The organism is Ruegeria sp. ANG10 (assembly GCF_040705255.1).
In the GTDB taxonomy this organism is placed as follows: domain Bacteria; phylum Pseudomonadota; class Alphaproteobacteria; order Rhodobacterales; family Rhodobacteraceae; genus Ruegeria.
Map to the genome: position 1 here is coordinate 1 of NZ_JBFCVU010000002.1, position 25,760 is coordinate 25,760.

A 25,760-nucleotide genomic window follows, 5' to 3' on the forward strand; every position below is an offset into this window, starting at 1 on the left:
ACTACTTGCTGGAGGCCAGTCGCGACGTAGGGGCCGACAACAAGTTGTCGCTTGGCTTGGACACAGTGGCCCTCGGGACCTACAACTGCTTGCTTGCCATTACAGTCATGCAAACGACGGGAACATCTCCTGAGCTGTACGCTATCGGAACGTTGGCCTATTCATTGCATTTGTTTGGGGTGAATGTCTTTCTCTATAAGACCCACCCGGGACACATGTCTGGATGGCTACGGGCATACTTTGTCGCGTCGCTTGCAGTCGGCATATTGATCGGTCTCAACGCGGACAAAAGTAGCATGATCTATTCAATTGCGACTGGGTTAACAGGGGGTGTGATAATAGCCCTGTCTCTTCGGGTTAAACTGCCCAGCCTTTCGGCAGTGAATACTAAGGCACTTTTGATTGGTGTGGTGTTTGCTGCGGTCGCAGTTGAGGTCACTCGGTACTGACCCGACGACACTGTTAAGTCTTTCCGTAGTATAAGCCGAGCCATTTGGCTCAGCTTACTAGATTTAAATAATCTGAAATTCATTTACTCAAAGTCTCTGCAATACCTTTCATCACAACCATAGAGTCCAGGTACATAGGTGTATTTTGAACGTCTGGCTGGCTTGATAGCTTCACCATAACCACATTGGCTTTTTGGTTCACATACAACAGCTGCCCATAGACACCAATGCCGTAAAACGCACCTTTTTCTCTGTCTTTCACCCAAACTTGATTACGGTAGTGGAAGCCTTCAAACACCTCTGCATATGCGCTTTTCTCATAAGCTGCGATAACGTCATCATTTGCTTGAATCGTGTCAGCTATCCAATCTGGAGGAATAACTTGAGTGTCGTTAACCTTTCCGTTGTCCAGCATCATTATGCCAAATCGCAATAGGTCATGAGAGCTAGTAAATAACCCACCACTCGTTTGCACAATCCTTTTGGGTCCTAGTTCGCTATATGCAGGGTCCTGAGCACCGATGTCCTGCCACAACTCGGCCAGTACATCTAGATAGCTTTCTCCAGTCGCCGACTCGATAACCATACCCAGCAGCGCAGATAGCACTGAACGGTAACTATAAACTTCACCGTCTTCTACCAAGGTCTCGCGATCACTAAGAGAGATCATGTACTCCTTAACGCCAGACTCTGTATCACAAATTTCAACTTTTTCAGAGAGGTCCTGACCAAACGCACAGAACAGATCACCGGCGTCGTCTAAGTAGCCGCTAGAAGCATCTTTCCAATCAACAGCAGCGGTCATATCAAGTAGGTGTCTAACCGTTGTATTTTTAAATGCGGGGCCTTCCAACTCTGGCAGGTATTCGGTGATCAGCTTTTTGGGATCTAATTCTCCCGCCTCAACCGCCAGCCCTGCTGCCATACCCAACACTGTCTTAGTGATCGAGTGAATGCGGTGAGGCGTATCAGCTCTCATGCCATTGAAGTACTTTTCAGCGACCAATTTGCCATCGTGATAAATCAAAAAGCTATCGGTATGTGTTTGATGCAACCAATCGTTGATATTCTGTTCTTCATTATTGCTAGCTGTGAAAACAAAAGTCTCAAGCTCAGTTGGGTATGCCGCTTTTTCCAAAGTACGTACCCAATCTGACGGTGGAACTCGTGCCAATTCGCCAAAAACATTTATGCCTTCAAATATCCAAGGGCTTCTATCTACAGACTCAACGGTTTCATCCCAGAAATAACCAGCCTCTGCGCTTGCTGGTTGTGTAGAAGCAGTAAATACCGCACCGGAGGCCAAAAGAGCGATAGCAATAGCGGAAGTCACTAACAGCTTGTTTGCATTTCTTTTCATTTTGGGGATCTCCGTCCGACTAAACAATCCAGCCACGCTTCAGCTCTGGTGTCTAGCCCCTTGTGTTTGGGCCAGAGGCTGTCAGACGACTGAGAATTAATCTCTGGTAGGACAGTTTAGTAGTCGCAAGCGACGGATCGCAGATACTGTGCGTTAGTCGCCTTAAGCAATGCCCGATTCGTACGCATCTCGGAGGATGTAAAGCTCGAAATGAAGGTCCGCTTCGGTGTGAGACCAGTTACCAGAAAGCGATGAGCATAAGGCGGCTTTGTCCGTGATCTGTGAGTTCAAACCAGACCAGATTTTGCGGCTGCAGCGAATGGCGGCAATGCGGGCGCCGATGCGGCATCCGAGCGGTGCCCTGGATGTCTCCTTTGGGCCGTTGGGTATGTCGTAGAAAACAGGGCAGGGGCTTTTGCTGCGTCTGCTCCGAGTTCTAGAACGAGCCCTCATCGACCAATGCTGGGGGAAGCAAGAATGGCTGTTTTGCAGGAAGTTTCACGGTGCAACCTCATTGTTTTCGGACTGCATCAGCAACTTTTTATCCTGCATTGATTGCGGCCGCAGAAGGTTCTGGCCTCCGGTTCCATACTAGTACGATGACCGCAGTCACAGTGATCTGGGCTATCGCAAACACCACCATCGCTGATTGAAGGTCGAACATATCCGCAAGTGCTCCGCTAGCGATCACCGGAAGAGAAAAGCCAAAGTAAGCGTAGACAAACAGTCCCGCTGTTGCCCGTGCCCGATCATCCGGCGCACGCAAGGAGACCTCTGCCAAGGAGGCCAGATAGGTGAAACCGTAGCTTGCTGCGCTGGTGATACAGGTGCCAAAAAGAACAAATGCCAGCACTTTCATCCAAACACCGGCTAGAAGAACCAAGAAGCCAAGTGGGATCAGAAGGAAACCCAGAGCGAGAGCGCGGCCGTTGGTCATGCGCCGTGCAATCGGCTGGCAAAGGAACCCCACGAAGATTGCCAGAAAGATAACGAGGCCGGCCCATCCTCCGAAATCGTTTGCAGCCAGCTCCAGTGGAACGACAGCGATGGTCATGCCTGTTGTGGACCATGCCAGTGCCATTGCCGCTCCAAAGACCCATGTTCCACAAGGGAACACCGGAAGGCGCAAAAGTGAGACTGGCCTTGACTTGTCGATGCGGGGCAATGTCAGGGCAATAATCGCCAGGACAGGAGCCGCGACGAATAGTGCAATGTAGCTGGCCGGTACCAGCGTATGACCTTGCAGGCCGAGACTGATACCGGTTGCCAGCGCGCCACCGCCAAATCCAAGAGACGTAGCCGAAGTCACAATGAGAGCAGCATTCTTGGCACGGTCAGCACCCAGGATTTCTGTCATGTAGGCGGTTCCAGCTGTTGTCGCGAGGCCGGTGCCGATCCCAAGCATGAAACGTGCGATCACCAAACTAATCCAGCTTGGGGCTTGCACAAGTAGCGCTGTCGCCGTGGTGCCAAGGATCAGTGCCAAGGCTATCGGAAGCCGCCGTCCAAACCGGTCTGAAAGGCCGCCGAGCAACAAAAGCGTTGGCATAAGACCCCCGACATAAGCCGCAAACGCTATCGTTACGGCCGTCGCACCCACATTACTTTCCGCCGCGTAGGCATCATAGAGAGGGGCCTGAAGGTTCACAGCAAATGTCACCGTGAATAGACTAAGGGCGAGAAAGGAAATCGGGATCACTTTGAGCATGGGCAGACCTCGAAGATTGACTTGAGATCGAAATGCCATGAAGAAAGATATATGACAATTTTTCTATTGTACTAGGTACAGTGAGATTATGAAGAAACCCAGGTACGTGCGTTTGGCCGACATGCTTTCCACCGCGATCCAGGATGGCAATCTGGCTCCGGGCACAAAGCTACCAACGCATCGAGCATTTGCGGATCAGGCTGGTGTAGCTCTTGCAACCGCAACGAACGCTTACAGAGAGCTTGAAAAGAGAGGTCTGATTATTGGTGAAGCCGGTCGCGGCACATTCGTGCGCGACCTCGGATTGCCGCCAACGCTTGGCGTTCAGCAGACCGCCACCGATGGCCTTGTCGATCTTATCTTCAACATGCCGGGCGATGCATCTGATGCTGATATGCTTCGCACTGGGCTCCGGCGACTTGCATCAGCGGGCGACCTTGAGGCGATGCTGCGCTATCAACCTCACGGCGGGCGAGCGCATGAACGCCGGATCATAGCAGAAAGCCTCGGGAGCACCCTCGGACCCATTGATCCGGAGTGCCTTCTGATCACATCTGGTGGACAGCATGGGTTGGCGACCATTGCACTCGGACTGTTTCGATCTGGTGAGGCAATCGCGGTCGACACTATAACATATCCCGGCTTCAAATCCGTCGCGGCGCTGAAGGGTCTCGAACTCGTTCCGGTCGAAGGCAGTGACGGTGTGATGAACCCTAAGGATCTTGAACGACAATGCTGCGCACGCAAACTGCGGGCGATCTATGTTATGCCGACTGTCCATAGCCCGTTAGGCACGGTTATGGATGCCGCGACACGACTACGACTGATTGAGATCGCTCGCAAACATGACCTGTTGATCATTGAGGATGCCTCTTATGCCTTCCTCGAACCTGACCCACCACCAAGTCTCATCTCCGTTGCGCCGGAGCGGACGGTTTATGTGAGCGGATTCTCGAAAAGCATTGGGACGGGATTGCGCCTCGGATACGTGATTGCCCCCAAATCACACATCGACAGATTACTTGAGTTGATCAGAGCGACGACCTGGAACGCTCCAGCTTTGATTTCCGGGCTGGTCACGGGCTGGATCGAAGACGGCACGCTCGCCAAATCCGAAGATGCCAGGAGGCGGGATGGTGCTGAACGTCAGCAGATTTGTCGGGCCGTTCTTGGTGGATCGGATATTCTCGCGCATCACAACGCAGGCTTTGCCTGGCTGCAATTGGAAAAGGGTGTCAGAGCCGAGCCTATTGTCACGCGTTTGAAAGAACGCGGTATCTCAGTGTCCGGGGCAGAGCCATTTGCGACGACAGTTGCCGTTCCTCAAGCCTTGCGACTAGCTTTTGGCGGTCTCCCGATAGATGAGCTAGCAGGGATCTTTGAAGCCGTCCGAGACGTTATCGAAGAAACTTCGATATCATAAAATTCTCTGACAGCAGACATCAGTACAGGTGAAGCGGATGTCCCGCCTCGCCGCAATCCAAGCTGATTGCGACAACGGGATCTGTTGAAGCTCAACAAAAGCCGCAGAATTCCAAAGGGATCCCGCAGACGCGTAGTCCCTTTTTGATTTCCTGAAAGGATGTGAGAAGGGGTCAAAGGTGACATAGTAGGCGTCGACAGGAGCATAGTTGGCATAGCCGGAAGACCCAAAAGGGGTCATAGTATGACACCTTTGGCCCCAGACTGTCGCAACAATGGAAATCGCACCACGCCCCGAAATGCGCCAATTATCATTTCTTTTCATTGGGGTAGTGGCGGAGAGACAGGGATTCGAACCCTGGGTGGGCTTGCACCCACAACGGTTTTCGAGACCGCCCCGTTCGACCACTCCGGCACCTCTCCGCGGGGGTCTGTGAGGGGGGGATTTAGTGAGGAACGCGCGGGGGTGCAAGCAGAAAATTCCCGAAATTCACTATGACGGGATTTTCCATTGCCAGACGGCACAAAACGCCTAGGCTTTGAAGTATGACTTATTCTCTACGCCGCTCCGCTCTGACCCTATTCTTATTGCTTTTGACACTGGCCATGGCACCTTTGCCATCCTCTGCCGCCGGGCGAGACCGGATCGAAGCGTTTCTGACCACAACCGGTTTTGACGTGGCGCTGGAAAGTATCGCTCTCTCTTCTGCGTCGGCGCCGCAGATGCTGGGTATAGACCCGGATGGTTTCGGCTCCGATTGGGCCCGCCTGACCGAAGAAGTGTTCGACACCGAAGACATGCATGAAACCGCCGTGTCGATTCTGGAGCAGACACTCAGAGATGAGGCGCTGCTTCATGCGGTGGAGTTTTACGCCTCGGACCTGGGGCAGCGTCTGGTCGAAGCGGAAAACGCCTCGCATATGCTGGATGATGACGAGGCCAAGCAGCAGCAGGGGCAGGAGATCGTGGCCGAGTTGATCAAGGACGGCTCGCACCGTGTTGAAAGCCTCAAACGCATGAACAGGGCCATTGATTCAAGCGGGACGGCCTTGCGGGCCTTACAAGAGATCCAGCTGCGGTTTCTGCTGGCTGCCAGTGCCTCGGGGGTGATTGATCTTCAATTGGACGCTGATCAACTGCGCCTGATGATGCGCCAGAACGAAACCAGCATGCGACAGGCGCTGCAGTTATCGGCCCTGGCCGGGGCTGCCTATACGTATCAGGATTTTTCCGATGCCGATGTGAACGCCTATGCCGATGCGCTGGAGCAGCCGCTGATGCAAGAGGTCTATGAGCTGCTGAATGCAGTGCAATATGAAATCATGGCCATGAAATTCGAAATTCTTGCCACACGGATGGCGGACCTGCACCCGGCACAGGATATCTGATGCGTCTTATTGCAGCGTTCCTAGCCTTGTTCGTTTGGGCCATACCTTTGCAGGCCGAGGAAAAGGTCGAACAACTGATGCAGGCGCTGCAAGTGGACGCGGTCATCGACATCCTGCGGGACGAAGGCAGTACACTTGGGCAGGACCTGCAGCAAACGTTTCTGAACAACAATGGCGGCCCGGTTTTTCTGGATCAGGTGGACCGGATTTACGACGCGGACAGAATGCGTGATCAGGTCGAAAGTGTGTTCGCGGAAACCCTGACCGAAAGCCAGATAGACCGCGCCATCCTGTTTTTCGAAAGCGATTTGGGGCAGGTTATCACCTCGCTGGAATTATCTGCCCGCGTCGCCTTAGCGGATGAAGCCATCGAAGAAATGGCGCAGGACGTCTATATAACCGGTGATCGCAGCTCGGAACTGTATCGTCTGGTCGACGAGTATATTCAGGTCAACAATCTGATTGACGAGAATGTGCATAACTCCATCAGTGCAGATTACAATTTTTTCCGCGGGATGAGCCTGGGGGTTGGCGGGGACGACGGGGAACTTCTGGCACAGCTGCTGGAGGAAAAAGACAGCGTGACCGAAGACACCCGAATGTGGCTGTATTCCTTCTTTCTGCTGGCGTACAAGCCACTGACCGACAGCCAAATGCGCGAGAACATCGCCTTTTCGCGCACAGAAACGGGCAAGGCGATCAACACGGCCCTGTTTGAAAGCTTTAACCGGATGTTCGACACGATCTACTATCAGCTGGGTCAGGCGGTCGCTCAGGTGCTGAAAGGATCGGACCTTTAGCGGCGCATTTGATGTTGACTTTCCCCCGCAATCTTTGGATAAGCGCGCATCCCGGCCGGTTCTTCCGCGCCGGGTCTCGTTATTATTGACCCAAAGGGCTTTTCCTGCGGGTCGTCACACAGCCCGAAAAAGGGCGCGCTGTTCGAGGTGGCGAAAGCCAAAACACCCAAACGGGGACCACAGAACGCGGTTTGGAAAAGGAAAGACGCATGTTTGCGGTCCTCAAGACTGGCGGCAAGCAGTACAAGGTTCAGGCGGGCGATGTGCTCCGTGTTGAAAAGCTGGCTGCCGACGCAGGTGAAAAAGTTCAATTCAACGATGTTCTGATGCTGGGCGGTGACGCTCCGGTTGTTGGCGCACCTTTCGTTGAAGGCGCAGGCGTTCAGGCCGAAGTGATCGAACAGATCAAAGGTGACAAGGTCATCAACTTCGTCAAACGTCGTCGTAAGCACAGCTCGAAGCGTACCGTTGGCCACCGTCAAAAACTGACTCTGGTCAAGATCACCGACATCCTGGCGTCGGGCGCTGACAAATCGGGCATCAAAGCTGCAACCGGTTCGGCACCGGCTGGCGAAGCTGCTCCGGCGGCGAAAAAGCCTGCCAAGAAAGCCGATGCCAAAGCAGAGGCACCTGCCGCTGCTGCTGCCGCTGATGATCTGACAGCCCTGAACGGTGTCGGCCCGGCCGCTGCCAAAAAGCTGGCCGACGCTGGTATCGAGAGCTTTGCCGCTCTGGCCGCCTTGTCGGACGAGCAGATTGCTGCTATCGACACCATCAAAGTGAAACCCGAATGGGTTGAGCAGGCCAAAGAACTGGCTAAAGGCTAAGGAGAGAGAGAATGGCACATAAAAAAGCTGGCGGTTCCTCCCGTAACGGTCGCGACTCAGCTGGTCGTCGCCTTGGCGTGAAACTGTACGGTGGCCAAGCCGCCATCGCAGGCAACATCATCGTGCGTCAGCGCGGCACCAAGTTTTGGCCGGGCGAAGGCGTAGGCATGGGCAAAGATCACACCATCTTTGCAACTGTTGATGGCGCTGTGAAGTTCCACAAAGGCCTCAAAAACCGCACCTTTATTTCGGTCCTGCCAGTGGCGGAGGCCGCAGAGTAAGCCGAAACCCATAAGGTTTGAAAATTCTTGGGGGACCGGCAGAAAATGCCGGTCCCCTTTCTCGTTTTAACGTAGTTTTGATTGAACGTACCTATGCCCGTCGCAACCACAAGTTTCCTGATTTTCGCCGCCAGTCAGGTCGGCACCCCAGGACCAGCCAATATGGTCCTGCTGGGAACAGGTGCGCGCTATGGTTTTCGGGCGGCGCTTCCATTTGTCGGAGGCGTCATTCTGGGTAAGCAGTTGATCATCTGGCCTGTGGGCTTTGGCCTGCTGCAACTGGCCGATCAGGCGCCCGGGGTATTTACGGCGCTAAAATACGCGTCAGCAGCCTATATCATGTGGCTTGCCTGGAAAATTGCCAACACACGCCTGTCGCGTCAGCAGGCTGATGGCAAAGCACCCGGGTTCTTGGCCGGTTTGATCGTTCATCCCTTGAATCCAAAGGCTTGGGCAATGATCGTTGCCGGATTCACCGGGTTTGTGGCGGCAGGGACGCCCAGTATTGAGGCCACAGTAACGATTGCTCTCTGTTTGTTGTTTTGTCAGCTGGTTCTTCATCCAATTTGGACATTTGCGGGCGATAGAATTGCCCACGCGGTTGAAGGACGGCCAATTGAAAAATATCTGATGTGGACGTTAGCCAGTCTCACCGTTGCGTCCGTATTATTCGTGTTGTTCGGAGGAGGAACGCACTCATGAAGCTTGAGGCAATAATAAACCAGCCGGTCATTGAAACCGAGCGGTTCGATCTGCGTCCATTGCGCCGGTCGGATTTGGGTCTCATTGAACACTATGCAGGTGATGAGCGCGTGGCGCGCATGACCACAGCAATTCCACATCCGCTGCCACCGGGTTCGACCGAAGCTTTTGTGACGCGCGCGATGTCCGAAGAACGCGATGAAGACGTCTGGGCAATGGATGCCACCAAAGATGGCGGTCCCGAGCTGATCGGCCTGATCTCGCTGACGCGCCTGGATCGCAACCAGTCCGAGGTGGGCTATTGGGTCGCGCCGGTCTATTGGAACACGGGTGTTGCCTCGATGGCGGTCGAAGCGCTGGTCAATGCCAACCCGTTGGAAAACGCTACTATGTTTGCCAGCGTTTTTCAGGACAATCCTGCCTCGGCGCGGGTGTTGACCCATTGCGGGTTTGAATATCTGGGTGATGCCGAAACTTATTCGGTGGCGCGTGATGCGAATGTGCCCACCTGGACGTATACTAAGAAACTCTGACTTGTGGCCGATGGGGCCTTTGCAGTAGGGGACAGTCATGAAATTTCTCGATCTTGCAAAGGTCTACATCCGGTCCGGTGCCGGAGGTGGCGGCTGCGTCAGCTTTCGGCGCGAAAAGTACATCGAATACGGCGGTCCCGATGGCGGTGATGGCGGTAAAGGCGGATCTGTCTGGGCCGAGGTCGTTGACGGGTTGAACACCCTGATCGATTTCCGCTATCAGCAGCATTTTTTCGCCAAGAACGGCCAACCTGGTCGCGGTCAGCAGCGCACCGGCAAAGACGGTGATGATATCGTTCTGCGGGTACCGGTTGGTACCGAGATACTGGATGAAGACGAAGAGACCGTCATCTGCGATCTGACTGAGGTCGGTCAGCGGGTTTTGCTGGCTAAAGGCGGCAATGGCGGATTCGGCAACCTTCACTTCAAATCTGCTACCAACCAAGCGCCGCGCCGTGCCAATCCGGGGCAGGCGGGGATCGACCGCACCATCTGGTTGCGGCTGAAACTGATCGCCGATGTGGGTCTGCTGGGCATGCCAAATGCGGGCAAGTCGACCTTTTTGGCCGCAACGTCCAATGCTCGTCCCAAAATCGCGGACTATCCCTTTACCACGCTGCACCCGAATCTGGGTGTGGTCGGCGTGGATAACGTTGAATTTGTCGTCGCCGACATTCCCGGCCTAATCGAAGGTGCCCACGAAGGGCGTGGTATAGGAGACCGGTTCTTGGGTCACGTGGAACGCTGCGCCGTTCTGCTGCATCTGGTTGATGGAACGTCTGAGACCGTGGCTGATGACTATCGGACCATCATTTACGAGCTTGAGGCTTATGGCGGCGAACTGGCTGAGAAACCTCGCATTACGGTGCTGAACAAGGTCGATGCACTGGACGATGAGGAACGCGAAGCGGCTAAGGCCGAGTTGGAAGAGGCCGTCGGCGGCCCCGTCATGACCATGTCCGGTGTGGCGCATCTGGGCGTGACCGAGGTTCTGCGCGCATTGCGTACCCAGATCGACGAAAACCGCCTGCGGCAAAAGCCCGTTGAGGAGACGAAGACGTGGCAACCCTGACCTCAGCCAAGCGACTGGTGGTCAAGATCGGGTCCGCCTTGCTGGTGGATCGGGACACGGGCCTTTTGCGCTCGGACTGGTTGCACTCCTTGGCGCAGGACGTGGCTTGGCTAAAGGGGCAGGGGACGGATGTGATTCTGGTGTCGTCCGGGTCCATCGCGCTGGGTCGTGGGGTGTTGGGCTTGCCGATGGAGGCTTTGCCGCTTGAGAAATCCCAAGCTGCCGCTGCGGTGGGTCAAATCCGGCTGGCGCGCGCCTATGAAGAGGCATTGACGCCGCACAAGATCACTACCGCGCAGGTCTTGGTGACGTTGGAGGACAGCGCGGACCGCCGCCGCTATCTGAACTCACGCGCGACGCTGGAAACTTTGCTGAGTTTGGGTGTCGTGCCTATCGTCAACGAAAACGATACGGTCGCAACAGATGAAATCCGCTATGGCGACAATGACCGCCTGGCCGCACAGATCGCTGTCACGGTGGGCGCGGACCAGTTGATCCTGTTATCCGACGTGGACGGTTTCTATACCGGCAACCCGAATGAGGACGCCTCGGCCACGCGTTACGACGTGATCGAAGAAATTACGCCCAAGATCGAACAGATGGCTGGTGATGCCGGGTCGGGCCTATCCAAAGGCGGAATGAAGACCAAGCTATTGGCCGCCAAGATGGCGACGGCTGCCGGGTGTGATATGGCGATTACTGAAGGCTCGCCGCTGAACCCGCTGAAATCACTTGAAAACGGTGCGAATTGCACTTGGTTCACCGCGACTCTGGACCCACACGCGGCCCGGAAACGGTGGATCTCGGCGATGAAGCCGCGTGGTGAAATTGTGGTGGACGAGGGCGCGGCGCGAGCGCTTGGCAATGGCAAAAGCCTGTTGCCTGCCGGGATCGTCGAAGTGACCGGAGACTTTGGCCGGGGCGATCCGGTCGCCATTCTGGACCCAGAAGCGCGGCGTTTGGCGCAGGGCCTCAGCCGCTATACCGCGCAAGAGGCAGACGCGATCAAGGGGCGAAAATCCTCGGAAATCGAGGCAACTCTGGGTTATCCGGGCAGGGCCGTGTTGATCCACCGAGACGATTTGGCGCGGTAGCCGTTCGATGTTAGAACACCAAAAGACCGACCGAAAGGCACCTGAGATGAAGGATTTCGACAGCATTCCCACACTGATGGCCGATCTTGGAAAACGCGCCAAGAAAGCCTCGGCCGAATTGGCTTTTGCCAGCGCCGAACGGAAACATGCAGCCTTGATCGCAGCCGCAGACGCGGTTTGGGCCAATCGTGCCGACATCATCGAGGCCAACAAGAAAGATCTGGAATTCGGACGCGAAAAAGGTCTGAGCCCAGCAATGATGGATCGCCTGATGCTGGATGAGGCACGTATTCAGGGCATGGTCGACGGCCTGCGCACGGTCGCGGATCAGGCTGATCCTGTGGGTGAGGTGCTGACCGAATGGGACATGCCCTCGGGTCTGCATATCCAGCGTGTGCGCACGCCTTTGGGTGTGATCGGTGTGATCTATGAAAGCCGCCCCAATGTGACAGCAGATGCCGGCGCTCTGTGCCTGAAGTCGGGCAACGCCGTGATCCTGCGTGGCGGGTCCGAGAGCTTTCATTCGTCTGGTGCCATCCACGCTTGTCTGGTCCAAGGGCTAAAGGCCGCGAACCTGCCCGAGGATTCCATCCAACTGGTACCGACACGGGACCGCGCTGCGGTTCAGGAATTGCTGACGTTGACTGATTATGTCGACGTTATCGTCCCGCGCGGGGGTAAAGGCCTGGTGGGGCTGGTGCAGCGCGAGGCGCGTGTACCCGTCTTCGCGCATCTTGAAGGCATCGTGCATATCTACATCGACAAGGCCGCCGATCCGCAGAAAACGCTTGATGTGGTCCTGAATGCCAAGACCCGGCGCACTGGTATCTGTGGTGCGGCTGAGTGTCTGTTGATCCATCAGGACGTGGTAGAAACACTGGGGCGCGACGTTATCGCCGCGCTGATGGCCGCAGGTGTTGAGGTTCACGCCGAAGGTGCGCTGGCCCAGAATGGCACCGTTGCCGCGACGGCCGATGACTGGGGTAAGGAATTCCTCGACAGTATCATTGCGGCGAAACCGGTCGCTGATATTGACGAAGCCATCACGCATATACGCCTAAATGGCTCGGACCATACCGACTGCATCATGACCGAGGACGAGACCGCTGCTGCACGGTTCTTTGAACGGCTCGACAGTGCGATCCTGATGCACAATGCCTCAACCCAATTCGCCGATGGGGGTGAGTTTGGAATGGGCGCCGAGATCGGCATTGCGACCGGTAAGATGCATGCGCGCGGCCCGGTGGGCGCAGCGCAGTTGACCAGCTTTCAATATCTTGTGCGCGGGAATGGAACGACCCGGTCTTAAAACCGGATCACAATGCGGGTTGAGGTGGTATCCACCGCAACCCGCCGTCCCACCGACGTGGCAGTCTTTGGCAAAAGTGCAAACTGCACCTGTGCGGGCGTGACTTTACTTGGGAATCGCCCGGTCGGCAGATTTTTCCAAAGGTCATTATCCACATTCAGCTTGTCGGCTGATCCTGTGACCGTCCAGCCTTCACCATTTTGATCGATGGTCACTTCGCCCCCAAAAGGCATAGCGCTTTCGCAGCACATCAACGCCAGAAACGCCAACTTGACCTGATTACGCGGCACCGCCTCGGTCAGGCGCCAGTTGACGCGCACACGGCCCGCGCGTTCGACATCCTTAAGTAATTCCGACACCTCGGTTCGCCCTAAGGGCTGATCGCTGGCCGAACCAAACGCCACGCGGAAAAACCGAATCCGCGCCCCGGCACTGCCAACACTGCCCGAGATCAGCTCCATCTCTGGACCCTGGACTGCGCCAACCATCTCAAGCAGTTCCAGACCGTTGGTGATCGCCCCGATGGGGCTGATCAGATCGTGACAGATCCGGGAACCGATCAACTCGGCCAGGTTGACTGTGGTGTCGCTCATGCGTACCTCCTGCTGCATCTGCCGTCGGACCGGAGCCCTTGTATGACAGACCTAAATGCTATTCTTGCACCGGGCATGTACGTCCGCCACCCCGATTACCCCGATTGGGGCGTTGGACAGGTGCAGTCCAACATTGGGGGCAAGATCACCGTGAACTTTCGCGAGCAGGGGAAAGTGGTGATTGACGGAACGCGCATCGCCCTGATGCCAGTCTTTGATCTGTGAAACTGGTTTAGGAAAGGTTAACGATCCCGCATATCCGCCCTTGTTGCCATCCGCACGGAAACTGCGGTATCAGCGCGCAAACAAGAACGGAACCACAAATGCCGGACGCAGGCCCTTCCTTTACCGTCAAACTTGCACAGACCGAGGACGAGCTGCGCGCTGCCCAACGGCTGCGCTATGACGTGTTTGTTCGCGAACTGGGCGGTGGCGGAGAGATGGTGGATCATGACGCCGGGCTGGAACGTGACAAGTTCGATCCGTATTTTGATCACATGCTGGCGATAGACGACCTGACAGGCGAAGTTATTGGTGTTTACAGGCTGTTACCGGGCGAACGTGCTGCGGACTTGGGGCAATTTTATTCCGAAGATGAATACGATCTGACTGTTTTGAAGCAAAGCGGTCGCAGGCTGTTGGAACTGGGGCGGTCCTGCCTCCATCCGAACTATCGCGGGGGCACTGCGATGTATCACCTGTGGAACGGATTGGCAGGGTATGTAAACGAACGTAAGATCGAAGTTCTGTTCGGTGTCGCCAGCTTTCACGGAACGGATGTTCAGGAATTGGCGCAGCCCTTGTCTATGCTGCATCACAACCATCTAGCACCGCCTGATTTGAGGGTGAGGGCACAGCCTGAAGTATTTGAATCTATGAATCTTGTTGCACCTGGCAACTTGGATCGCCGTGCCGCGATGGTTCAGGTTCCAGCTCTGATCAAGGCCTATCTTCGCCTCGGCGGTTTCGTAGGTGAAGGCGCGTTTATCGACCATTCCTTCAACACCACTGATGTTTGCCTGATCCTTGATACCGCCCGCATGAACGAGCGGCAAAAACGCATCTATGGCGGGACATAGTTTGGTGAACGAACCGCTTTGGAACAGTGAGGATGAACCAGACCCCATCAAACTGGGGTTGGTAGGGTGGATGTTGGTTTTGCTCCGCGGTTTGCCACTGGCCGTATTGGTGTTTGGGGGGTTGTTGGTTCTATTGGTCGTGCGCATGATCGAACGTCCAATGTACGGCGTGCGCCGCCCCGTAACGCCGTTTATCTCGCAGTTTGTCTGCCGTAACGCGTTTCGAGTTCTCGGGATAGGACTGCGAACCTCGGGTGAATTGATGCAGCAACGCGGCGCCGTGGTCGCCAATCATAGCTCGTGGCTGGACATTTTCGCGCTGAACTCGCGCAAGCGTGTCTATTTCGTATCCAAAGCCGAAGTGGCAAAATGGCCCGGTATCGGCTGGCTAGCCCGCGCAACCGGCACCGTGTTCATCGAACGGGACCGCAAGAGAGCAAAAGAGCAGACAAAAGTGTTCGAGACCCGCCTGAAGGCTGGCCACAAATTACTGTTTTTCCCTGAAGGGACGTCGACTGATGGGTTGCGTGTTTTACCCTTTAAAACAACACTTTTCGCTGCATTCTTCGCGGATGAATTGCAAGATTTCATGTACATTCAGCCCGTTTCGGTCGTGTATCACGCGCCCAAGGGACAACCCGACCGTTTCTATGGCTGGTGGGGAGATATGGATTTCGCCCCACACCTTTTGAAAACGCTGGGTGCGCGCAGACAGGGTGCGGTTGAATTGATTTATCATGCACCGGCCAAGGTTAGCGATTTCGAAAGCCGCAAGGCGTTGGCCGCATATTGTGAAGAGGCCGTGCGCCAAGCACATGCACTGGCACGGCTCGAAAAATAAGGGCGAAAAGCCCTTGCGCTAGCCGAAAACCTGCCGTATACGCGCGCCATTAAAACCCGCAGGCGGGGTTTGGCCTTTTTGAGGGAGACATCCTCATCAAGACCGCCGGTTGGAGCATCCGCTTCTTTCACCCCCGCCCAGGCGTAAACCGGAAAAGGAAAATAGCATGGCTCTTCCCGAGTTCACCATGCGTCAGCTGCTGGAAGCTGGCGTTCACTTTGGTCACCAGACACAGCGTTGGAATCCCCGCATGGGCCCGTTCATCTACGGCTCGCGCAATGGTATCCACATCATGGACCTGACTCAGACCGTTCCGATGCTGGATCAGGCTCTGCAAGCCGTTCGTGACACCGTCGCAAAAGGTGGCCGCGTTCTGTTTGTCGGCACCAAGCGTCAGGCAGCTCAGCCCGTCGCTGAAGCAGCTGAAAAGTCGGCTCAGTACTACATGAACCACCGCTGGCTGGGCGGCACGCTGACCAACTGGAAAACCGTTTCCCAGTCGATCAACCGTCTGAACCAGATCGACGAAGCAATGGAATCGGGCGCCGAGGGCCTGACCAAGAAAGAGCGTCTGGGCATGGAACGTGACCAGGGCAAACTGCAGGCTTCGCTGGGCGGTATCCGTGAAATGGGCGGCGTTCCGGATCTGCTGTTCGTCATCGACGTCAAAAAAGAAGCACTGGCGATCGCCGAAGCCAACAAACTGGGTATCCCGGTTGTGGCTGTTGTCGACACCAACTGCTCGCCCGACGGTGTTGACTACATCATCCCCGGCAACGACGACGCAGCGCGCGCAATCGCTCTGTACTGCGATCTGGCCGCACGTGCCGCTCTGGACGGCATGACTGCTCAGATGGGTGCAGCAGGCGTTGACCTGGGCGCATTCGAAGAAGCACCGGTTGAAGAAGCCGTTGCCGAAGAAGCACCCGCAGAAGAAGCCGCGCCGGAAGCCAAAGCCGAAGCGTAAGCTGCCCGTCACGTAAATGACATATGGGGCAGGGTATGACCTGCCCCAATTCCGTTTGAATTGAGGAGAGCCAAAGATGGCAATCACAGCAGCAATGGTTAAAGAACTGCGCGACTCGACCGGCGCAGGCATGATGGACGCGAAAAAAGCGCTGACTGAAACCGAAGGCAACATGGACGAAGCCGTTGACTGGCTGCGCACCAAAGGTCTGGCCAAAGCGGCCAAGAAATCGGGTCGCACCGCAGCTGAAGGTCTGGTTGCAGTCCACGTCGACGGTGGCAACGGTGTTGCTGTTGAAGTGAACTCGGAAACCGACTTTGTCGCGAAGAACGCCGAGTTCCAGGAAATGGTTGGCAAGATCGCGTATGCCGCAGAAGGCGTCGACAATGTCGAGGCGCTGCTGGCTGCTGATCTGGGCGGCAAGAACGTTGCGGACACCCTGACCGACAAAATCGCCACTATCGGTGAAAACATGTCGGTCCGTCGTATGGCCAAGCTGTCGGGCGACACTGTTGTGTCTTATGTCCACAACGCGGCCACCAACGGCATGGGCAAAATCGGTGTTCTGGTTGCTCTGTCCGGCGGTGACGAAACCATCGGCAAGCAGGTTGCGATGCACATCGCAGCTGTGAACCCGGCGGCCCTGTCCGAAGCGGACATGGATCCGGCTATCGTCGAGAAAGAAAAGCAAGTTCAGATGGACATCGCCCGCGAATCCGGTAAGCCGGAGCAGGTGATCGAAAAGATGATCGTTGGCCGCATGAAGAAATTCGTCGCGGAATCCACGCTGCTGAACCAGTCCTTCGTTGTGAACCCTGACCTGACCGTTGAAGCAGCGGCCAAAGAGGCAGGCGCAACCATCACCGGCTTTGTCCGTCTGGAAGTTGGCGAAGGCATCGTTGTCGAAAAAGAAGACTTCGCAGCCGAAGTTGCCAAAGCCGCACAAGGCTAAAAAATCATTCCCGAACTCTGCGGAGTTCGGGGAGCCAAAGAAACCGGTCGCGCAAGTCGTGGCCGGTTTTTTGTTGGACTACTCAAGCCATTAGTCAATAAAAAAGGACGCACTCGCGTCCTGAACCTTTCTGGAAAGGTATGAGGGGCCCCGCATGATGGGGATGGTCGAGGCCCCCCAAAATTCCGACAAACTGACGCGGACAAATAGGCGCCTTTATGTCAGAGCGATTGGAGAGCCTTGGTATTACAAAGATCCAACCAAATGTTCCCTGGCTAAAGCCACCACTCACGGAACACTCTCACTTTGCAACCAGCCCCCCAGATTGGAAAGTCATGATTTCCTTACCTAGGGTAAATTGACGCAACTCAGCGTCAATTCTCGAACCCTAGGCCTCCATAACGAACATCTGATTCTGTAGTGACGCCTTCAGAACGGCCTGAGCGGTGGTTTCCACCGACAGCGCCTCGCGCGCCAATCGCAGATGTTTTTCGACCGTAGCCGATGTCAGCCCCATCAACAGGGCAATGTCCTGGGTGGTCTTGCCGTCACCGACCCATTGCAACGCTTCACGCTGGCGCTTGGTCAGCGCCCGGTTCGGCGCGTTATAGGGCAGGGTGAGGATTTTAAGATGCGCAACATTGTTCATCAGCAGGATATCGTCACCATGCTCATCCCACATCGCATCCACTTCGTCCTGGCTGGTCGCATTTCCGGCGGAAAGGGAAATCGCCCCCTTGGAACGCATCGAAACCGAGGTGAAACTGACCGTATATCCGAACGCAACGCCGTGCTTTCGATTGAATTCCAGAACGTCCAGTTCTTGCTGTGTTAATCCGCGGTTGGACACCAAATCCTGGGCGATATTCCAACTGGCGGCACCTTCGTTGCTTAACGCCCATTTCAACATCGGAGCATGAAAATAAAGGCCACCACGCAGGAATCCATCCAGATAGGACTTTCCGTGATTGGTCAGGATCACGAAATCCTCTGGATCACCCAGCGATGTCTCGGTGCGGAACTGGGTGTAGCCATAGATCAGTCGATCAAAGCCGTATTCGGCCATCTGACGGCAATGGGCGTCCCAAAGCTCTTCCAAAGTTTTGGTATAGCTGAGAAAGTGCAGGTATTCGCTCAGCTTCATGCAGTCGACCCGCCTTTCAGATGCGCCGCCAATCCGTCCAGAGCCATCACATAGCCCTGCGGGCCAAAGCCACAAATCTGGCCGATCGCCACCTTCGAGATATAGGACACGTGCCGGAATTCTTCGCGGGCGTGGATGTTGGACAGGTGAACCTCGATCATCGGCAGTTCGACAGACGCAATCGCATCCATCAGGGCGATTGAGGTATGCGTATAAGCGCCTGCGTTCAGAACAATGCCGTCCTGATCCCCCTTGGCCGCGTGGATGGCATCAATCAGGGCACCTTCGTGGTTTGACTGAAAGCACGACACGTCCAGACCGATGGAAGATCCGTGGCTGACGCACAGATTCTCAACCATCTCCAGCGTGGTGCTTCCATAAACCTCAGGTTGTCGGGTGCCCAAAAGGTTCAGGTTCGGGCCATTCAAAATCAGAGCTTTATGCATTATTTCACTGTTCCCATAACAGTTTCTTAAACGCGAACAGGTGGGAATGTCCACCGGCCAACGCGCGCATAGGGCGAGCGATCAAAGAAACCGTCAATCATTTTCGGCCCTTTTAGGCATTGTCACCACGATCTTACCAAGGGCAGAACGGTTGGCCAGATGAGTCAAAGCTTTGGAGGCAAGGTTGAGCGGATATTTGGCGCTGATCCGCGGTTTTATACGAGCATCGCCGTATAACTCGAACAAATCATTCACATTTTTCGAGTGCCCTACAGGATCGCGCAGCACGGATGCACCCCAAAAAACCCCTACAACTTGGCAGCTTTTCAGCAATGGCAGATTCAATGGTATTTTGGGAATGCCCGCCGGGAAACCGATCACAAGATATCGCCCGGCCCAGGCCATACTGCGCAGCGCAGGTTCCGCGTAATCTCCACCCACAGCATCATAGACGACATTTACCCCCAACGGCCCCGCCAAATCCTTGATTTCAGATGAGAATTCTTTTTGCGCCTCTTTGTTCATCTCACGGGAGTAAATAAGCGTTTCATCCGCCCCTAAATCTCGGCAAAAATCCGCTTTGTCGGGCGAGGAGACTGCGGCGATCACACGTGCCCCCATGGCCTTGCTCAACTCGATCGCAGCAGACCCGACACCCCCGGCAGCGCCCAGCACCAACAGGGTTTCCCCGGGCTGCAGGGCAGCGCGGTCTTTCAACGCGTGATAGGACGTGCCGTAGGTAAAGACAAAGCAGGCCGCATCCTCGTATGTCATCGAGTCTGGGAATTTAATGGCGGTTGCAGCTGGGATTGTCAGATGTGTTGAAAACCCTCCATGCCCGGTCAGCGCCAGAACACGGTCTCCGACGTTGAAACCGGTCACGCCGTCACCAACGGCCAGAACATCCCCGGCGATTTCACCGCCCGGGGCAAAGGGTCGGGGTGGCTTGATCTGATAGAGGTCCTGAATGATCAGCGTGTCGGGGAAGTTGACTCCTGCGGCCCTGACCCCGATCAGCAATTCACCTTTGCCCGGTATCGGGTTGGGCAGGGTGGTCAGCTCTAATGTATCTGGCCCGCCCGGCGCGACGCTGAGTAAAGCTTGCATATTAATCCTGTTATTCCTGTTATTCGGTTAAGAGGAACTTTGGCGCGGACCAATGAGTTGTCAAGAAATCAACCATTTCCCTAACGTGTCGATAACCACTGTACCGAGGAGCAGACCATGACCCCCGACACGCTATTCTCATTGGAAGGCAAAACCGCGCTTGTCACCGGTGGCGCAACAGGCATCGGACGAATGGCAGCCGAGGCTTTGGTGCGGGCAGGTGCGCGTGTTCTGATCGCATCCCGCAAGGCATACGCCTGCGAAGCCGTAGCGGCTGAACTGAACTCTTTGGACGCGCCAGGTCATGCCGAAGGGTTTGGCGGTGATGTTGCAACCAAAGGCGGGATCGCAGCGCTTGTATCCGAGGTTAACAAGCGAACAGATCGCCTTGATATCCTGATGAATAATGCAGGCGTAACCTGGGGTGCGCCGATGGGGCAATTCCCTCATGAGGCCTGGGATAAAGTTATGTCGGTCAATGTCGCGGGCTTGTTCGAATTGACCCAAAAACTGTTGCCGATGCTGATGCAATCAGGCTCGGTTGACGACCCAGCGCGAGTGGTCAACGTGGGCTCGGTCATGGGTGAGGTGCCGATGGGAGATGGGGCCTATAGCTACTCGGCTTCGAAAGCGGCTGTGCTGCACCTGACCAAGATCATGGCCAAGGAATTTTCACCCTACCACATCACGGTCAACGCGCTGGCACCGGGGCCGTTCGTCTCGAAGATGACCGCCTTTGCCACGGCTGATGAAGAGACACGCGAAAGGGTTGGTAACTCGGTTCCTTTGGGTCGGGTTGGGCGCGATGAGGATATTGCCGGTTGTATGCTGTTCCTATGCGGTCGTGGCGGCAGCTATGTCACCGGTGCAGTGATCCCGGTGTCCGGTGGAATCAACGTCGAGACGGCCGGGAACATATTTGCCGAAGCTTTGTGAGGATACAGGCGCAAGATGGACAGCACGACTTTGGATCTGACGGCTGTGGATGCGTACCTCAAAGCGCATCTTCCGGGCTACTGTGGGCCGTTGCAGGCAAGAAAGTTTGAGATAGGGCAATCCAACCCGACCTTTTTGCTGAAGACACCCGATCAGTCTTATGTTCTGCGACGCAAACCTCCGGGTTCGTTATTGAAATCTGCCCACGCAGTTGATCGGGAGTTCCGAGTTCAAAGCGCTTTGGCCAACAGTGCCGTACCGGTCCCCAAGATGTACTTGCTTTGCGAGGATGGCAATGTCATCGGGTCTGTTTTTTACGTTATGGAGCATCTGGAAGGGCGCGTGTTTCTGGAACCTACATTGAGCGGGGAAACCGATGCCACCCGCGCCGCCGTTCTGGATGAGATGAACCGTGTACTGGCCGCCCTCCACGAAGTTGATATCGACACCGCTGGGTTGTCTGACTATGGCCCACCCGGAAACTACTTTGAACGCCAGATCACACGCTGGATCAAACAGTACCGCGCCTCTGAGACCGCAAAAATCCCCGAGATGGATGCGCTGATGACCGCCCTTGAAGGTTCAATACCTGCAGATGACGGCCAAAGAACACTGGTGCATGGTGATTACCGCATCGACAATCTGATGTTTGAAAAAAACGGAACAAAATGCATCGGGGTTCTGGATTGGGAATTGTCGACCATCGGGCACCCGTACGCAGATTTGGCGGCAGTGATCATGCAGTGGCAGATGCCGCCGGGCGCCGAGGGCAGGGGTCTGGCCGGAATTGATCGGGCAAGCCTAGGCCTGCCATCAGATCAAGCATTTATCGATCAGTATTGCCAGCGTCGTGGCCTTTCCGGGATCGACAATTTCGGCTTTTATCTAGCCTTCAACTTCTTTCGTATGGCCGCGATTTTGCAGGGGGTCTTCAAACGCGCGCAGGACGGGAATGCATCCGATCCGAAACGGGCGACGATCCTTGGGTCGTATGTTCCGATGTTCGCACGCCACGGGCTGGACGCGATAGAAGGTTAAGGCGTCTTTGACAGCTCCAACTCAAGATTTCCAAGGCTATTTTTGCCAAAGAACATCTCGGACCCCGCAAACATGCTGGGAACGCCGAACACACCGCGTTTCACGGCGGCCTTGGTCTGGTCTTTCAGCTGTTGCTTGATGTCGACGCTGGTCATCGCCTCGCGTATTTTACGCGCTGGCAGTTCGTTCTCTTGCATGATTTCAGACAGAACACCCAGTTCATCGACCTTCTGACCATGCACCCAAATGGCATCAAAAACAGCGTTCATATACTTGTCTTCCCAGGGTTTTCCGGACGCAAATACAGCACCACGCATGGCAAACTTGGTGTTGATCGGAAAATGAGGACTCATGTGAAAGCTCAGGCCCCGCGTGCGCGCAAATCGATGCAGATCATGAGTCAGATAGGCCGATTTCTGGCGGTTTTCCGAAAAGGCCTGAAACGGGCTTTGGTTGTTGGTTACCTTGAAAACCGTCGACAGCAGGACCGGCACATTGTTCACCTGCGCACCGTATTTGCCTGCCAAATCCGGCAAGGTCTTATACGCCAAAAACGCATTAGGACTGCAAAAATCATAAACAAAATCTATATGTTGCGCCATGTTGCTCCTCCGAGAATTTGAACACTAGAAATGAACCAACTCGTGACAAGCGAATCCGCTACGACCTTAGTTTAGCAGGCTTGCAGGCCCTGTGGTCGATTTCCCTGTCAATTCAGCACGTAAGCCCGCAAGATCGCGTCTATGTACCAAAGGGTTATTCATCAATGACAAACTTCGACGCGAACCGCCTGAGCCGCGTTGCCGACTGGATGCAGCGTTACGTCGATGAGCGAAAATACGCGGGCAGCTCCTTGTTGGTGAAACACAGAGGTTCCGAGGTGTTTTTCAACGCCTGCGGCAAAAGAAGCGTTGAAGACGATCTGGATTTTCAACGCGATACAGTTGTGCGCATTTATTCAATGACCAAACCGATCACCACTGTCGCTCTGATGATGCTGGCCGAGCGAGGCTTGTTTCACCTCGACGCGCAACTATCAGAATTTCTGCCAGAATTTTCCAGTATGCAAGCTCTGTTTCCAGGGGCCGAGCGGCTGGATCAGACCGAAGACGCACCTACACCGACGCTGCATCAACTTCTGACGCACACAAGTGGGTTCAGCTATCCCTTCAACCCCGGAGTGCTTCCCCAAACGATGGATGAACAGGACCTTATGTTCAAACCGGATCAGGGTATTCTGGCCGACCGCGTTCGCGACCTCGCTGGGCTGCCTCTGGCGTTCCAACCGGGAACCCGCTGGGAATATTCCGTGGGCATCGACGTTATTGGCCGCGTGATCGAGGTTGTTTCGGGTCAAACCTTGGATCAGTTTTTCGCGACGGAAATACTTGAACCACTTGGAATGAAGGACACCGGATTTTCAGTGCCAAAAGGGGCAGGGGATCGGTTTGCGTCGCTGTACACTCCGTTGGCCGGGGACGCGATGGCGTTGAATTCGGCCCAAACCGGTGCCGAGACCCTGCGGCTGGTTGATCAAGCCAAGGAGTCTCCGTTCGAAAACGCGACAACCTTTTCGGGTGGTGGCGGCTTGGTTGGGACGATCGACGACTATTCTAGGTTTACGGAAATGTTGCGAAATCGCGGACTGGGCGCTGGCCATCGTCTTTTGGGTCCCAAAACCGTCGACTACATGTTGCGCAACCATTTGCCAGGCGACATCGCCGCAATGGGACCGCAAAGTTTCGCAGAACAGCCCATGGAGGGCACCGGATTCGGTTTGGGCGGTGCCGTGGTGATAAACCCCGGTCGAACCCGAGTGCTGGGCTCATTGGGGGATTTTGGCTGGGGCGGCATGGCGTCGACATATTTTTGGATCGACCGGGTCAACGACCTGACCACAGTCTTCTTCACCCAACTGTCACCCTCCAGTTCATACCCATCGCGGGCAGAGTTAAAGGCGCTTGTCCTCGGGGCATTGATTGAATGACGTTCTGACCGCTGATACCCAAGACTGAAAAACATCCGGAGACCGCAACATGACCGAAGCAGAACGTATCCTTCTGGACCTTTTGGACATCGAAAGGCTTGAGGTTGATTTGTTCCGCGGCACCGGATCCGGCGGTGAAACACCAACCCGCATATTCGGTGGTCAAGTGATCGCTCAGGCCCTAGCGGCGGCTTATCGAACTGTCGAAGATCGCCTGTGTCACTCACTGCACGCTTACTTCATTCGCGCTGGAGATCCGTCTATTCCTGTTATTTACCAAGTCGATAGAGCGCGAGATGGAAGTTCCATGACCACGCGTCGCGTCGTTGCAATCCAACATGGCAAGCAAATCCTAAACATGTCAGCCTCATTTCATGTTCAGGACGAAGGATGGGATCACCAGCACGCCATGCCGCAGACCAAAGCGCCCGAGGCTTATCCGGCTCGCGAGGAATTACGCCAACGATATGTAGATCAGGTTCCGGAAAAATTACGCGGCGAACTGCTGCGAGAACGCCCAATCGAGGTGCGCGAAGTGGATCACCAAAACCCATTTGCGCCTGAAAAATCGGATGACCGAAACCAGATCTGGTTTCGCATGAAAGCTGCCGCCGGAACTGATCTGGTGACGCAGCATCTGATTCTGGCTTATGCGTCTGACATGTACCTGATGACGTCCGGCCTGCGCCCGCATGGGCTAAGTTGGTTTGCCGGAGACGTCAACGGTGCCAGCCTGGATCACGCTTTGTGGTTCCACGCGCCGATACATTTCGAAAACTGGCATCTATACGCAATGGATTCTCCATGGAGCGGGCAGGGGCGCAATTTCAATCGTGGGTCCATTTATGCCCAAGACGGCACACTGGTCGCTTCGGTGGCGCAGGAAGGTTTGATGCGCAAGGTGCGGCACAAACCTTAGGTATCTTCGATAAACCGCTGATTTAGCTTTTGCATTCCGGTCAGCCAGCGATCGTAGTCACCAGCTTTTTGTTGCATGTAATCCCGAACCTCGGGATGCGGCAGAACCAGAAACTGCTCGGACTGAATAGCTGAAACACAGGCATCAGCCACTTCTTCAGGCTCTAACATGCCGTCTATTGCAGCGACCGAAGTTTCATGCCCGCGCGTCATTTCGGAGCGAACCGCCTGTGGGCACAGAACAGACACGCGCAAACCCTTCTGGCCGTATGTAATTGACAGCCACTCGGCAAATCCGACTGCCGCATGCTTTGTGACGGCATAGGGTGCGGCGCCGGGTTGATTTAGCAAGCCAGCCGCAGACGCCGTGATCATGATATAACCACCGCCACGCGCAATCATACGCGGCACCATATGGCGCGCAGTCCAGACGTGGGACATTACATTGATCTTCCAGATGCGATCCCAGTCCTGGTCAGGAACATCCAGACTGCCAAGCGTCAGGATACCGGCATTGGCACAGAAAAGATCAATGGGTCCAATTTCGTTTTCAACAGTGTTGATCAGAGTTTTGATATCGTCTTCGCTCGACACATCGCAGGCCAATCCGTGACCTCCGATTTGTGAGGCCACGGATTTTGCGCCCCGCAGGTCGATATCTGAACAGATAACAGTAGCACCGTCCTTTGCGAACTTCTCCGCCAAGCCCTTGCCAATACCCTGAGCGGTACCGGTGACAACCACAGTTTTTCCGCGCAGTTCCATTCAGCTTATTCAAACGACGGTTCAGTGAACCGTCGTAATCC

At 55.2% G+C, this 25,760-nt stretch carries 28 protein-coding genes and 1 tRNA gene; 20 read left to right on the top strand and 9 right to left on the bottom strand.

Features of this window, described 5'->3' with window-relative positions:
• A partial coding sequence (locus AB1A64_RS04030; protein WP_366550255.1) for a hypothetical protein occupies positions 1-449 on the top strand: 449 nt, incomplete at its 5' end.
• Positions 450-528: 79 nt separating this feature from the next.
• On the opposite strand, the gene AB1A64_RS04035 is transcribed toward AB1A64_RS04030, so the two are convergent.
• Positions 529-1,809, bottom strand: a complete 1,281-nt coding sequence (locus tag AB1A64_RS04035; RefSeq protein WP_366550256.1) for a serine hydrolase — start codon at positions 1,807-1,809, stop codon at positions 529-531.
• A gap of 541 nt (positions 1,810-2,350) precedes the next feature.
• The gene (locus AB1A64_RS04040) at positions 2,351-3,517 is read right to left on the bottom strand and encodes an MFS transporter (protein WP_366550257.1); all 1,167 of its coding nucleotides are present in this window, start codon (positions 3,515-3,517) and stop codon (positions 2,351-2,353) included.
• A 106-nt stretch (positions 3,518-3,623) separates the two neighbouring features.
• On the opposite strand from AB1A64_RS04040, the gene AB1A64_RS04045 reads away from it, so the two are divergent.
• A complete protein-coding gene (locus tag AB1A64_RS04045) occupies positions 3,624-4,940 on the top strand; it encodes a PLP-dependent aminotransferase family protein (protein ID WP_366550258.1) in 1,317 nt (438 codons plus the stop codon).
• 332 nt (positions 4,941-5,272) lie between these two features.
• Here AB1A64_RS04045 and AB1A64_RS04050 read toward each other — a convergent pair.
• Positions 5,273-5,362, bottom strand: a tRNA-Ser gene (locus tag AB1A64_RS04050).
• Between the two features lie 123 nt (positions 5,363-5,485).
• On the opposite strand from AB1A64_RS04050, the gene AB1A64_RS04055 reads away from it, so the two are divergent.
• The 9 genes from AB1A64_RS04055 (at position 5,486) to AB1A64_RS04095 (ending at position 12,946) form a co-directional block, all read left to right on the top strand.
• On the top strand, positions 5,486-6,328 hold the full coding sequence (locus AB1A64_RS04055; RefSeq protein ID WP_366550259.1) for a DUF2059 domain-containing protein: 843 nt from the start codon (positions 5,486-5,488) through the stop codon (positions 6,326-6,328).
• Positions 6,328-7,128, top strand: a complete 801-nt coding sequence (locus AB1A64_RS04060) for a DUF2059 domain-containing protein (RefSeq protein ID WP_366550260.1) — start codon at positions 6,328-6,330, stop codon at positions 7,126-7,128. The genes AB1A64_RS04055 and AB1A64_RS04060 overlap by 1 nt, the downstream gene beginning before the upstream one ends.
• 209 nt (positions 7,129-7,337) lie before the next feature.
• Positions 7,338-7,955: a 50S ribosomal protein L21 gene (locus AB1A64_RS04065; RefSeq protein WP_366550261.1), complete on the top strand. Its 618-nt coding sequence runs from the start codon at positions 7,338-7,340 to the stop codon at positions 7,953-7,955.
• Between the two features lie 11 nt (positions 7,956-7,966).
• Positions 7,967-8,236 (top strand): 50S ribosomal protein L27, encoded by a 270-nt coding sequence (gene rpmA / locus AB1A64_RS04070; RefSeq protein ID WP_010440093.1) that lies wholly within the window; start codon positions 7,967-7,969, stop codon positions 8,234-8,236.
• A gap of 93 nt (positions 8,237-8,329) precedes the next feature.
• Positions 8,330-8,938 carry a LysE family translocator gene (locus tag AB1A64_RS04075; protein ID WP_366550262.1) on the top strand — a complete coding sequence of 203 codons (609 nt, stop codon included), beginning with the start codon at positions 8,330-8,332 and terminating at the stop codon, positions 8,936-8,938.
• Positions 8,935-9,471 carry a GNAT family N-acetyltransferase gene (locus tag AB1A64_RS04080; protein WP_170358452.1) on the top strand — a complete coding sequence of 179 codons (537 nt, stop codon included), beginning with the start codon at positions 8,935-8,937 and terminating at the stop codon, positions 9,469-9,471. The genes AB1A64_RS04075 and AB1A64_RS04080 overlap by 4 nt, the downstream gene beginning before the upstream one ends.
• A gap of 37 nt (positions 9,472-9,508) precedes the next feature.
• Positions 9,509-10,543 (top strand): GTPase ObgE, encoded by a 1,035-nt coding sequence (gene obgE, locus AB1A64_RS04085; protein ID WP_366550263.1) that lies wholly within the window; start codon positions 9,509-9,511, stop codon positions 10,541-10,543.
• Complete coding sequence (gene proB, locus AB1A64_RS04090; protein ID WP_366550264.1) at positions 10,531-11,637, top strand: glutamate 5-kinase; 1,107 nt, start codon at positions 10,531-10,533, stop codon at positions 11,635-11,637. Before obgE ends, proB begins: the two co-directional genes overlap by 13 nt.
• Positions 11,638-11,683: 46 nt before the next feature.
• Positions 11,684-12,946, top strand: coding sequence for a glutamate-5-semialdehyde dehydrogenase (locus AB1A64_RS04095; RefSeq protein WP_366550761.1), 1,263 nt, complete (start codon positions 11,684-11,686; stop codon positions 12,944-12,946).
• Here AB1A64_RS04095 and AB1A64_RS04100 read toward each other — a convergent pair.
• Positions 12,943-13,539 (bottom strand): histidine phosphotransferase family protein, encoded by a 597-nt coding sequence (locus AB1A64_RS04100; protein WP_366550265.1) that lies wholly within the window; start codon positions 13,537-13,539, stop codon positions 12,943-12,945. The genes AB1A64_RS04095 and AB1A64_RS04100 overlap by 4 nt on opposite strands.
• A gap of 42 nt (positions 13,540-13,581) precedes the next feature.
• Here AB1A64_RS04100 and AB1A64_RS04105 point away from each other — a divergent pair, with 42 nt between their 5' ends.
• From AB1A64_RS04105 to tsf, 5 genes are all read left to right on the top strand, one after another.
• Entirely contained in the window at positions 13,582-13,764 is a 183-nt protein-coding gene (locus AB1A64_RS04105) for a DUF3553 domain-containing protein (protein ID WP_170348700.1), read from the top strand.
• Between the two features lie 98 nt (positions 13,765-13,862).
• Positions 13,863-14,618, top strand: coding sequence for a GNAT family N-acyltransferase (locus AB1A64_RS04110; RefSeq protein WP_366550266.1), 756 nt, complete (start codon positions 13,863-13,865; stop codon positions 14,616-14,618).
• The gene (locus AB1A64_RS04115) at positions 14,605-15,459 is read left to right on the top strand and encodes a lysophospholipid acyltransferase family protein (RefSeq protein WP_366550267.1); all 855 of its coding nucleotides are present in this window, start codon (positions 14,605-14,607) and stop codon (positions 15,457-15,459) included. The genes AB1A64_RS04110 and AB1A64_RS04115 overlap by 14 nt, the downstream gene beginning before the upstream one ends.
• Positions 15,460-15,625: 166 nt before the next feature.
• Positions 15,626-16,426, top strand: coding sequence for a 30S ribosomal protein S2 (gene rpsB, locus AB1A64_RS04120; protein ID WP_170348703.1), 801 nt, complete (start codon positions 15,626-15,628; stop codon positions 16,424-16,426).
• A gap of 76 nt (positions 16,427-16,502) precedes the next feature.
• Complete coding sequence (tsf, locus tag AB1A64_RS04125; RefSeq protein ID WP_366550268.1) at positions 16,503-17,378, top strand: translation elongation factor Ts; 876 nt, start codon at positions 16,503-16,505, stop codon at positions 17,376-17,378.
• Positions 17,379-17,766: 388 nt separating this feature from the next.
• Here tsf and AB1A64_RS04130 read toward each other — a convergent pair whose 3' ends face one another.
• The 3 genes from AB1A64_RS04130 to AB1A64_RS04140 all read right to left on the bottom strand — a co-directional run bounded on the left by AB1A64_RS04130 (position 17,767) and on the right by AB1A64_RS04140 (position 20,075).
• A complete protein-coding gene (locus tag AB1A64_RS04130) occupies positions 17,767-18,522 on the bottom strand; it encodes an autoinducer binding domain-containing protein (protein ID WP_366550269.1) in 756 nt (251 codons plus the stop codon).
• Positions 18,519-18,968 carry a type II 3-dehydroquinate dehydratase gene (gene aroQ / locus AB1A64_RS04135; protein WP_170348706.1) on the bottom strand — a complete coding sequence of 150 codons (450 nt, stop codon included), beginning with the start codon at positions 18,966-18,968 and terminating at the stop codon, positions 18,519-18,521. Before aroQ ends, AB1A64_RS04130 begins: the two co-directional genes overlap by 4 nt.
• A 93-nt stretch (positions 18,969-19,061) precedes the next feature.
• Positions 19,062-20,075, bottom strand: coding sequence for an NADPH:quinone oxidoreductase family protein (locus tag AB1A64_RS04140; RefSeq protein WP_366550270.1), 1,014 nt, complete (start codon positions 20,073-20,075; stop codon positions 19,062-19,064).
• A 117-nt stretch (positions 20,076-20,192) separates the two neighbouring features.
• Here AB1A64_RS04140 and AB1A64_RS04145 point away from each other — a divergent pair, with 117 nt between their 5' ends.
• Together AB1A64_RS04145 and AB1A64_RS04150 are read left to right on the top strand one after the other, a co-directional pair.
• Entirely contained in the window at positions 20,193-21,011 is an 819-nt protein-coding gene (locus tag AB1A64_RS04145) for an SDR family oxidoreductase (protein ID WP_366550271.1), read from the top strand.
• A 15-nt stretch (positions 21,012-21,026) separates the two neighbouring features.
• A complete protein-coding gene (locus AB1A64_RS04150; RefSeq protein ID WP_366550272.1) occupies positions 21,027-22,049 on the top strand; it encodes a phosphotransferase family protein in 1,023 nt (340 codons plus the stop codon).
• On the opposite strand, the gene AB1A64_RS04155 is transcribed toward AB1A64_RS04150, so the two are convergent.
• Positions 22,046-22,651 (bottom strand): 2-hydroxychromene-2-carboxylate isomerase, encoded by a 606-nt coding sequence (locus tag AB1A64_RS04155; protein ID WP_366550273.1) that lies wholly within the window; start codon positions 22,649-22,651, stop codon positions 22,046-22,048. The two genes, AB1A64_RS04150 and AB1A64_RS04155, sit on opposite strands and share 4 nt — an antisense overlap.
• Positions 22,652-22,815: 164 nt before the next feature.
• On the opposite strand from AB1A64_RS04155, the gene AB1A64_RS04160 reads away from it, so the two are divergent.
• Positions 22,816-24,036: a serine hydrolase domain-containing protein gene (locus AB1A64_RS04160; protein ID WP_366550274.1), complete on the top strand. Its 1,221-nt coding sequence runs from the start codon at positions 22,816-22,818 to the stop codon at positions 24,034-24,036.
• A 49-nt stretch (positions 24,037-24,085) separates the two neighbouring features.
• Positions 24,086-24,955: an acyl-CoA thioesterase II gene (locus AB1A64_RS04165; protein ID WP_366550275.1), complete on the top strand. Its 870-nt coding sequence runs from the start codon at positions 24,086-24,088 to the stop codon at positions 24,953-24,955.
• Here the strand turns inward: AB1A64_RS04165 and AB1A64_RS04170 are convergent.
• Complete coding sequence (locus tag AB1A64_RS04170; protein WP_366550276.1) at positions 24,952-25,719, bottom strand: SDR family NAD(P)-dependent oxidoreductase; 768 nt, start codon at positions 25,717-25,719, stop codon at positions 24,952-24,954. The genes AB1A64_RS04165 and AB1A64_RS04170 overlap by 4 nt on opposite strands.
• Positions 25,720-25,760: the final 41 nt, after the last annotated feature.

What these genes read in the sequence shown, in the direction of transcription:
- AB1A64_RS04035 (WP_366550256.1), bottom strand. Translation starts at nt 1,809, where the DNA reads ATGAAAAGAAATGCAAACAAGCTGTTAGTGACTTCCGCTATTGCTATC.
- AB1A64_RS04040 (WP_366550257.1), bottom strand. Translation starts at nt 3,517, where the DNA reads ATGCTCAAAGTGATCCCGATTTCCTTTCTCGCCCTTAGTCTATTCACG.
- AB1A64_RS04055 (WP_366550259.1), top strand. Translation starts at nt 5,486, where the DNA reads ATGACTTATTCTCTACGCCGCTCCGCTCTGACCCTATTCTTATTGCTT.
- AB1A64_RS04060 (WP_366550260.1), top strand. Translation starts at nt 6,328, where the DNA reads ATGCGTCTTATTGCAGCGTTCCTAGCCTTGTTCGTTTGGGCCATACCT.
- AB1A64_RS04065 (WP_366550261.1), top strand. Translation starts at nt 7,338, where the DNA reads ATGTTTGCGGTCCTCAAGACTGGCGGCAAGCAGTACAAGGTTCAGGCG.
- rpmA (WP_010440093.1), top strand. Translation starts at nt 7,967, where the DNA reads ATGGCACATAAAAAAGCTGGCGGTTCCTCCCGTAACGGTCGCGACTCA.
- AB1A64_RS04075 (WP_366550262.1), top strand. Translation starts at nt 8,330, where the DNA reads ATGCCCGTCGCAACCACAAGTTTCCTGATTTTCGCCGCCAGTCAGGTC.
- AB1A64_RS04080 (WP_170358452.1), top strand. Translation starts at nt 8,935, where the DNA reads ATGAAGCTTGAGGCAATAATAAACCAGCCGGTCATTGAAACCGAGCGG.
- obgE (WP_366550263.1), top strand. Translation starts at nt 9,509, where the DNA reads ATGAAATTTCTCGATCTTGCAAAGGTCTACATCCGGTCCGGTGCCGGA.
- AB1A64_RS04095 (WP_366550761.1), top strand. Translation starts at nt 11,684, where the DNA reads ATGAAGGATTTCGACAGCATTCCCACACTGATGGCCGATCTTGGAAAA.
- AB1A64_RS04100 (WP_366550265.1), bottom strand. Translation starts at nt 13,539, where the DNA reads ATGAGCGACACCACAGTCAACCTGGCCGAGTTGATCGGTTCCCGGATC.
- AB1A64_RS04105 (WP_170348700.1), top strand. Translation starts at nt 13,582, where the DNA reads ATGACAGACCTAAATGCTATTCTTGCACCGGGCATGTACGTCCGCCAC.
- AB1A64_RS04110 (WP_366550266.1), top strand. Translation starts at nt 13,863, where the DNA reads ATGCCGGACGCAGGCCCTTCCTTTACCGTCAAACTTGCACAGACCGAG.
- AB1A64_RS04115 (WP_366550267.1), top strand. Translation starts at nt 14,605, where the DNA reads ATGGCGGGACATAGTTTGGTGAACGAACCGCTTTGGAACAGTGAGGAT.
- rpsB (WP_170348703.1), top strand. Translation starts at nt 15,626, where the DNA reads ATGGCTCTTCCCGAGTTCACCATGCGTCAGCTGCTGGAAGCTGGCGTT.
- tsf (WP_366550268.1), top strand. Translation starts at nt 16,503, where the DNA reads ATGGCAATCACAGCAGCAATGGTTAAAGAACTGCGCGACTCGACCGGC.
- AB1A64_RS04130 (WP_366550269.1), bottom strand. Translation starts at nt 18,522, where the DNA reads ATGAAGCTGAGCGAATACCTGCACTTTCTCAGCTATACCAAAACTTTG.
- aroQ (WP_170348706.1), bottom strand. Translation starts at nt 18,968, where the DNA reads ATGCATAAAGCTCTGATTTTGAATGGCCCGAACCTGAACCTTTTGGGC.
- AB1A64_RS04140 (WP_366550270.1), bottom strand. Translation starts at nt 20,075, where the DNA reads ATGCAAGCTTTACTCAGCGTCGCGCCGGGCGGGCCAGATACATTAGAG.
- AB1A64_RS04145 (WP_366550271.1), top strand. Translation starts at nt 20,193, where the DNA reads ATGACCCCCGACACGCTATTCTCATTGGAAGGCAAAACCGCGCTTGTC.
- AB1A64_RS04150 (WP_366550272.1), top strand. Translation starts at nt 21,027, where the DNA reads ATGGACAGCACGACTTTGGATCTGACGGCTGTGGATGCGTACCTCAAA.
- AB1A64_RS04155 (WP_366550273.1), bottom strand. Translation starts at nt 22,651, where the DNA reads ATGGCGCAACATATAGATTTTGTTTATGATTTTTGCAGTCCTAATGCG.
- AB1A64_RS04160 (WP_366550274.1), top strand. Translation starts at nt 22,816, where the DNA reads ATGACAAACTTCGACGCGAACCGCCTGAGCCGCGTTGCCGACTGGATG.
- AB1A64_RS04165 (WP_366550275.1), top strand. Translation starts at nt 24,086, where the DNA reads ATGACCGAAGCAGAACGTATCCTTCTGGACCTTTTGGACATCGAAAGG.
- AB1A64_RS04170 (WP_366550276.1), bottom strand. Translation starts at nt 25,719, where the DNA reads ATGGAACTGCGCGGAAAAACTGTGGTTGTCACCGGTACCGCTCAGGGT.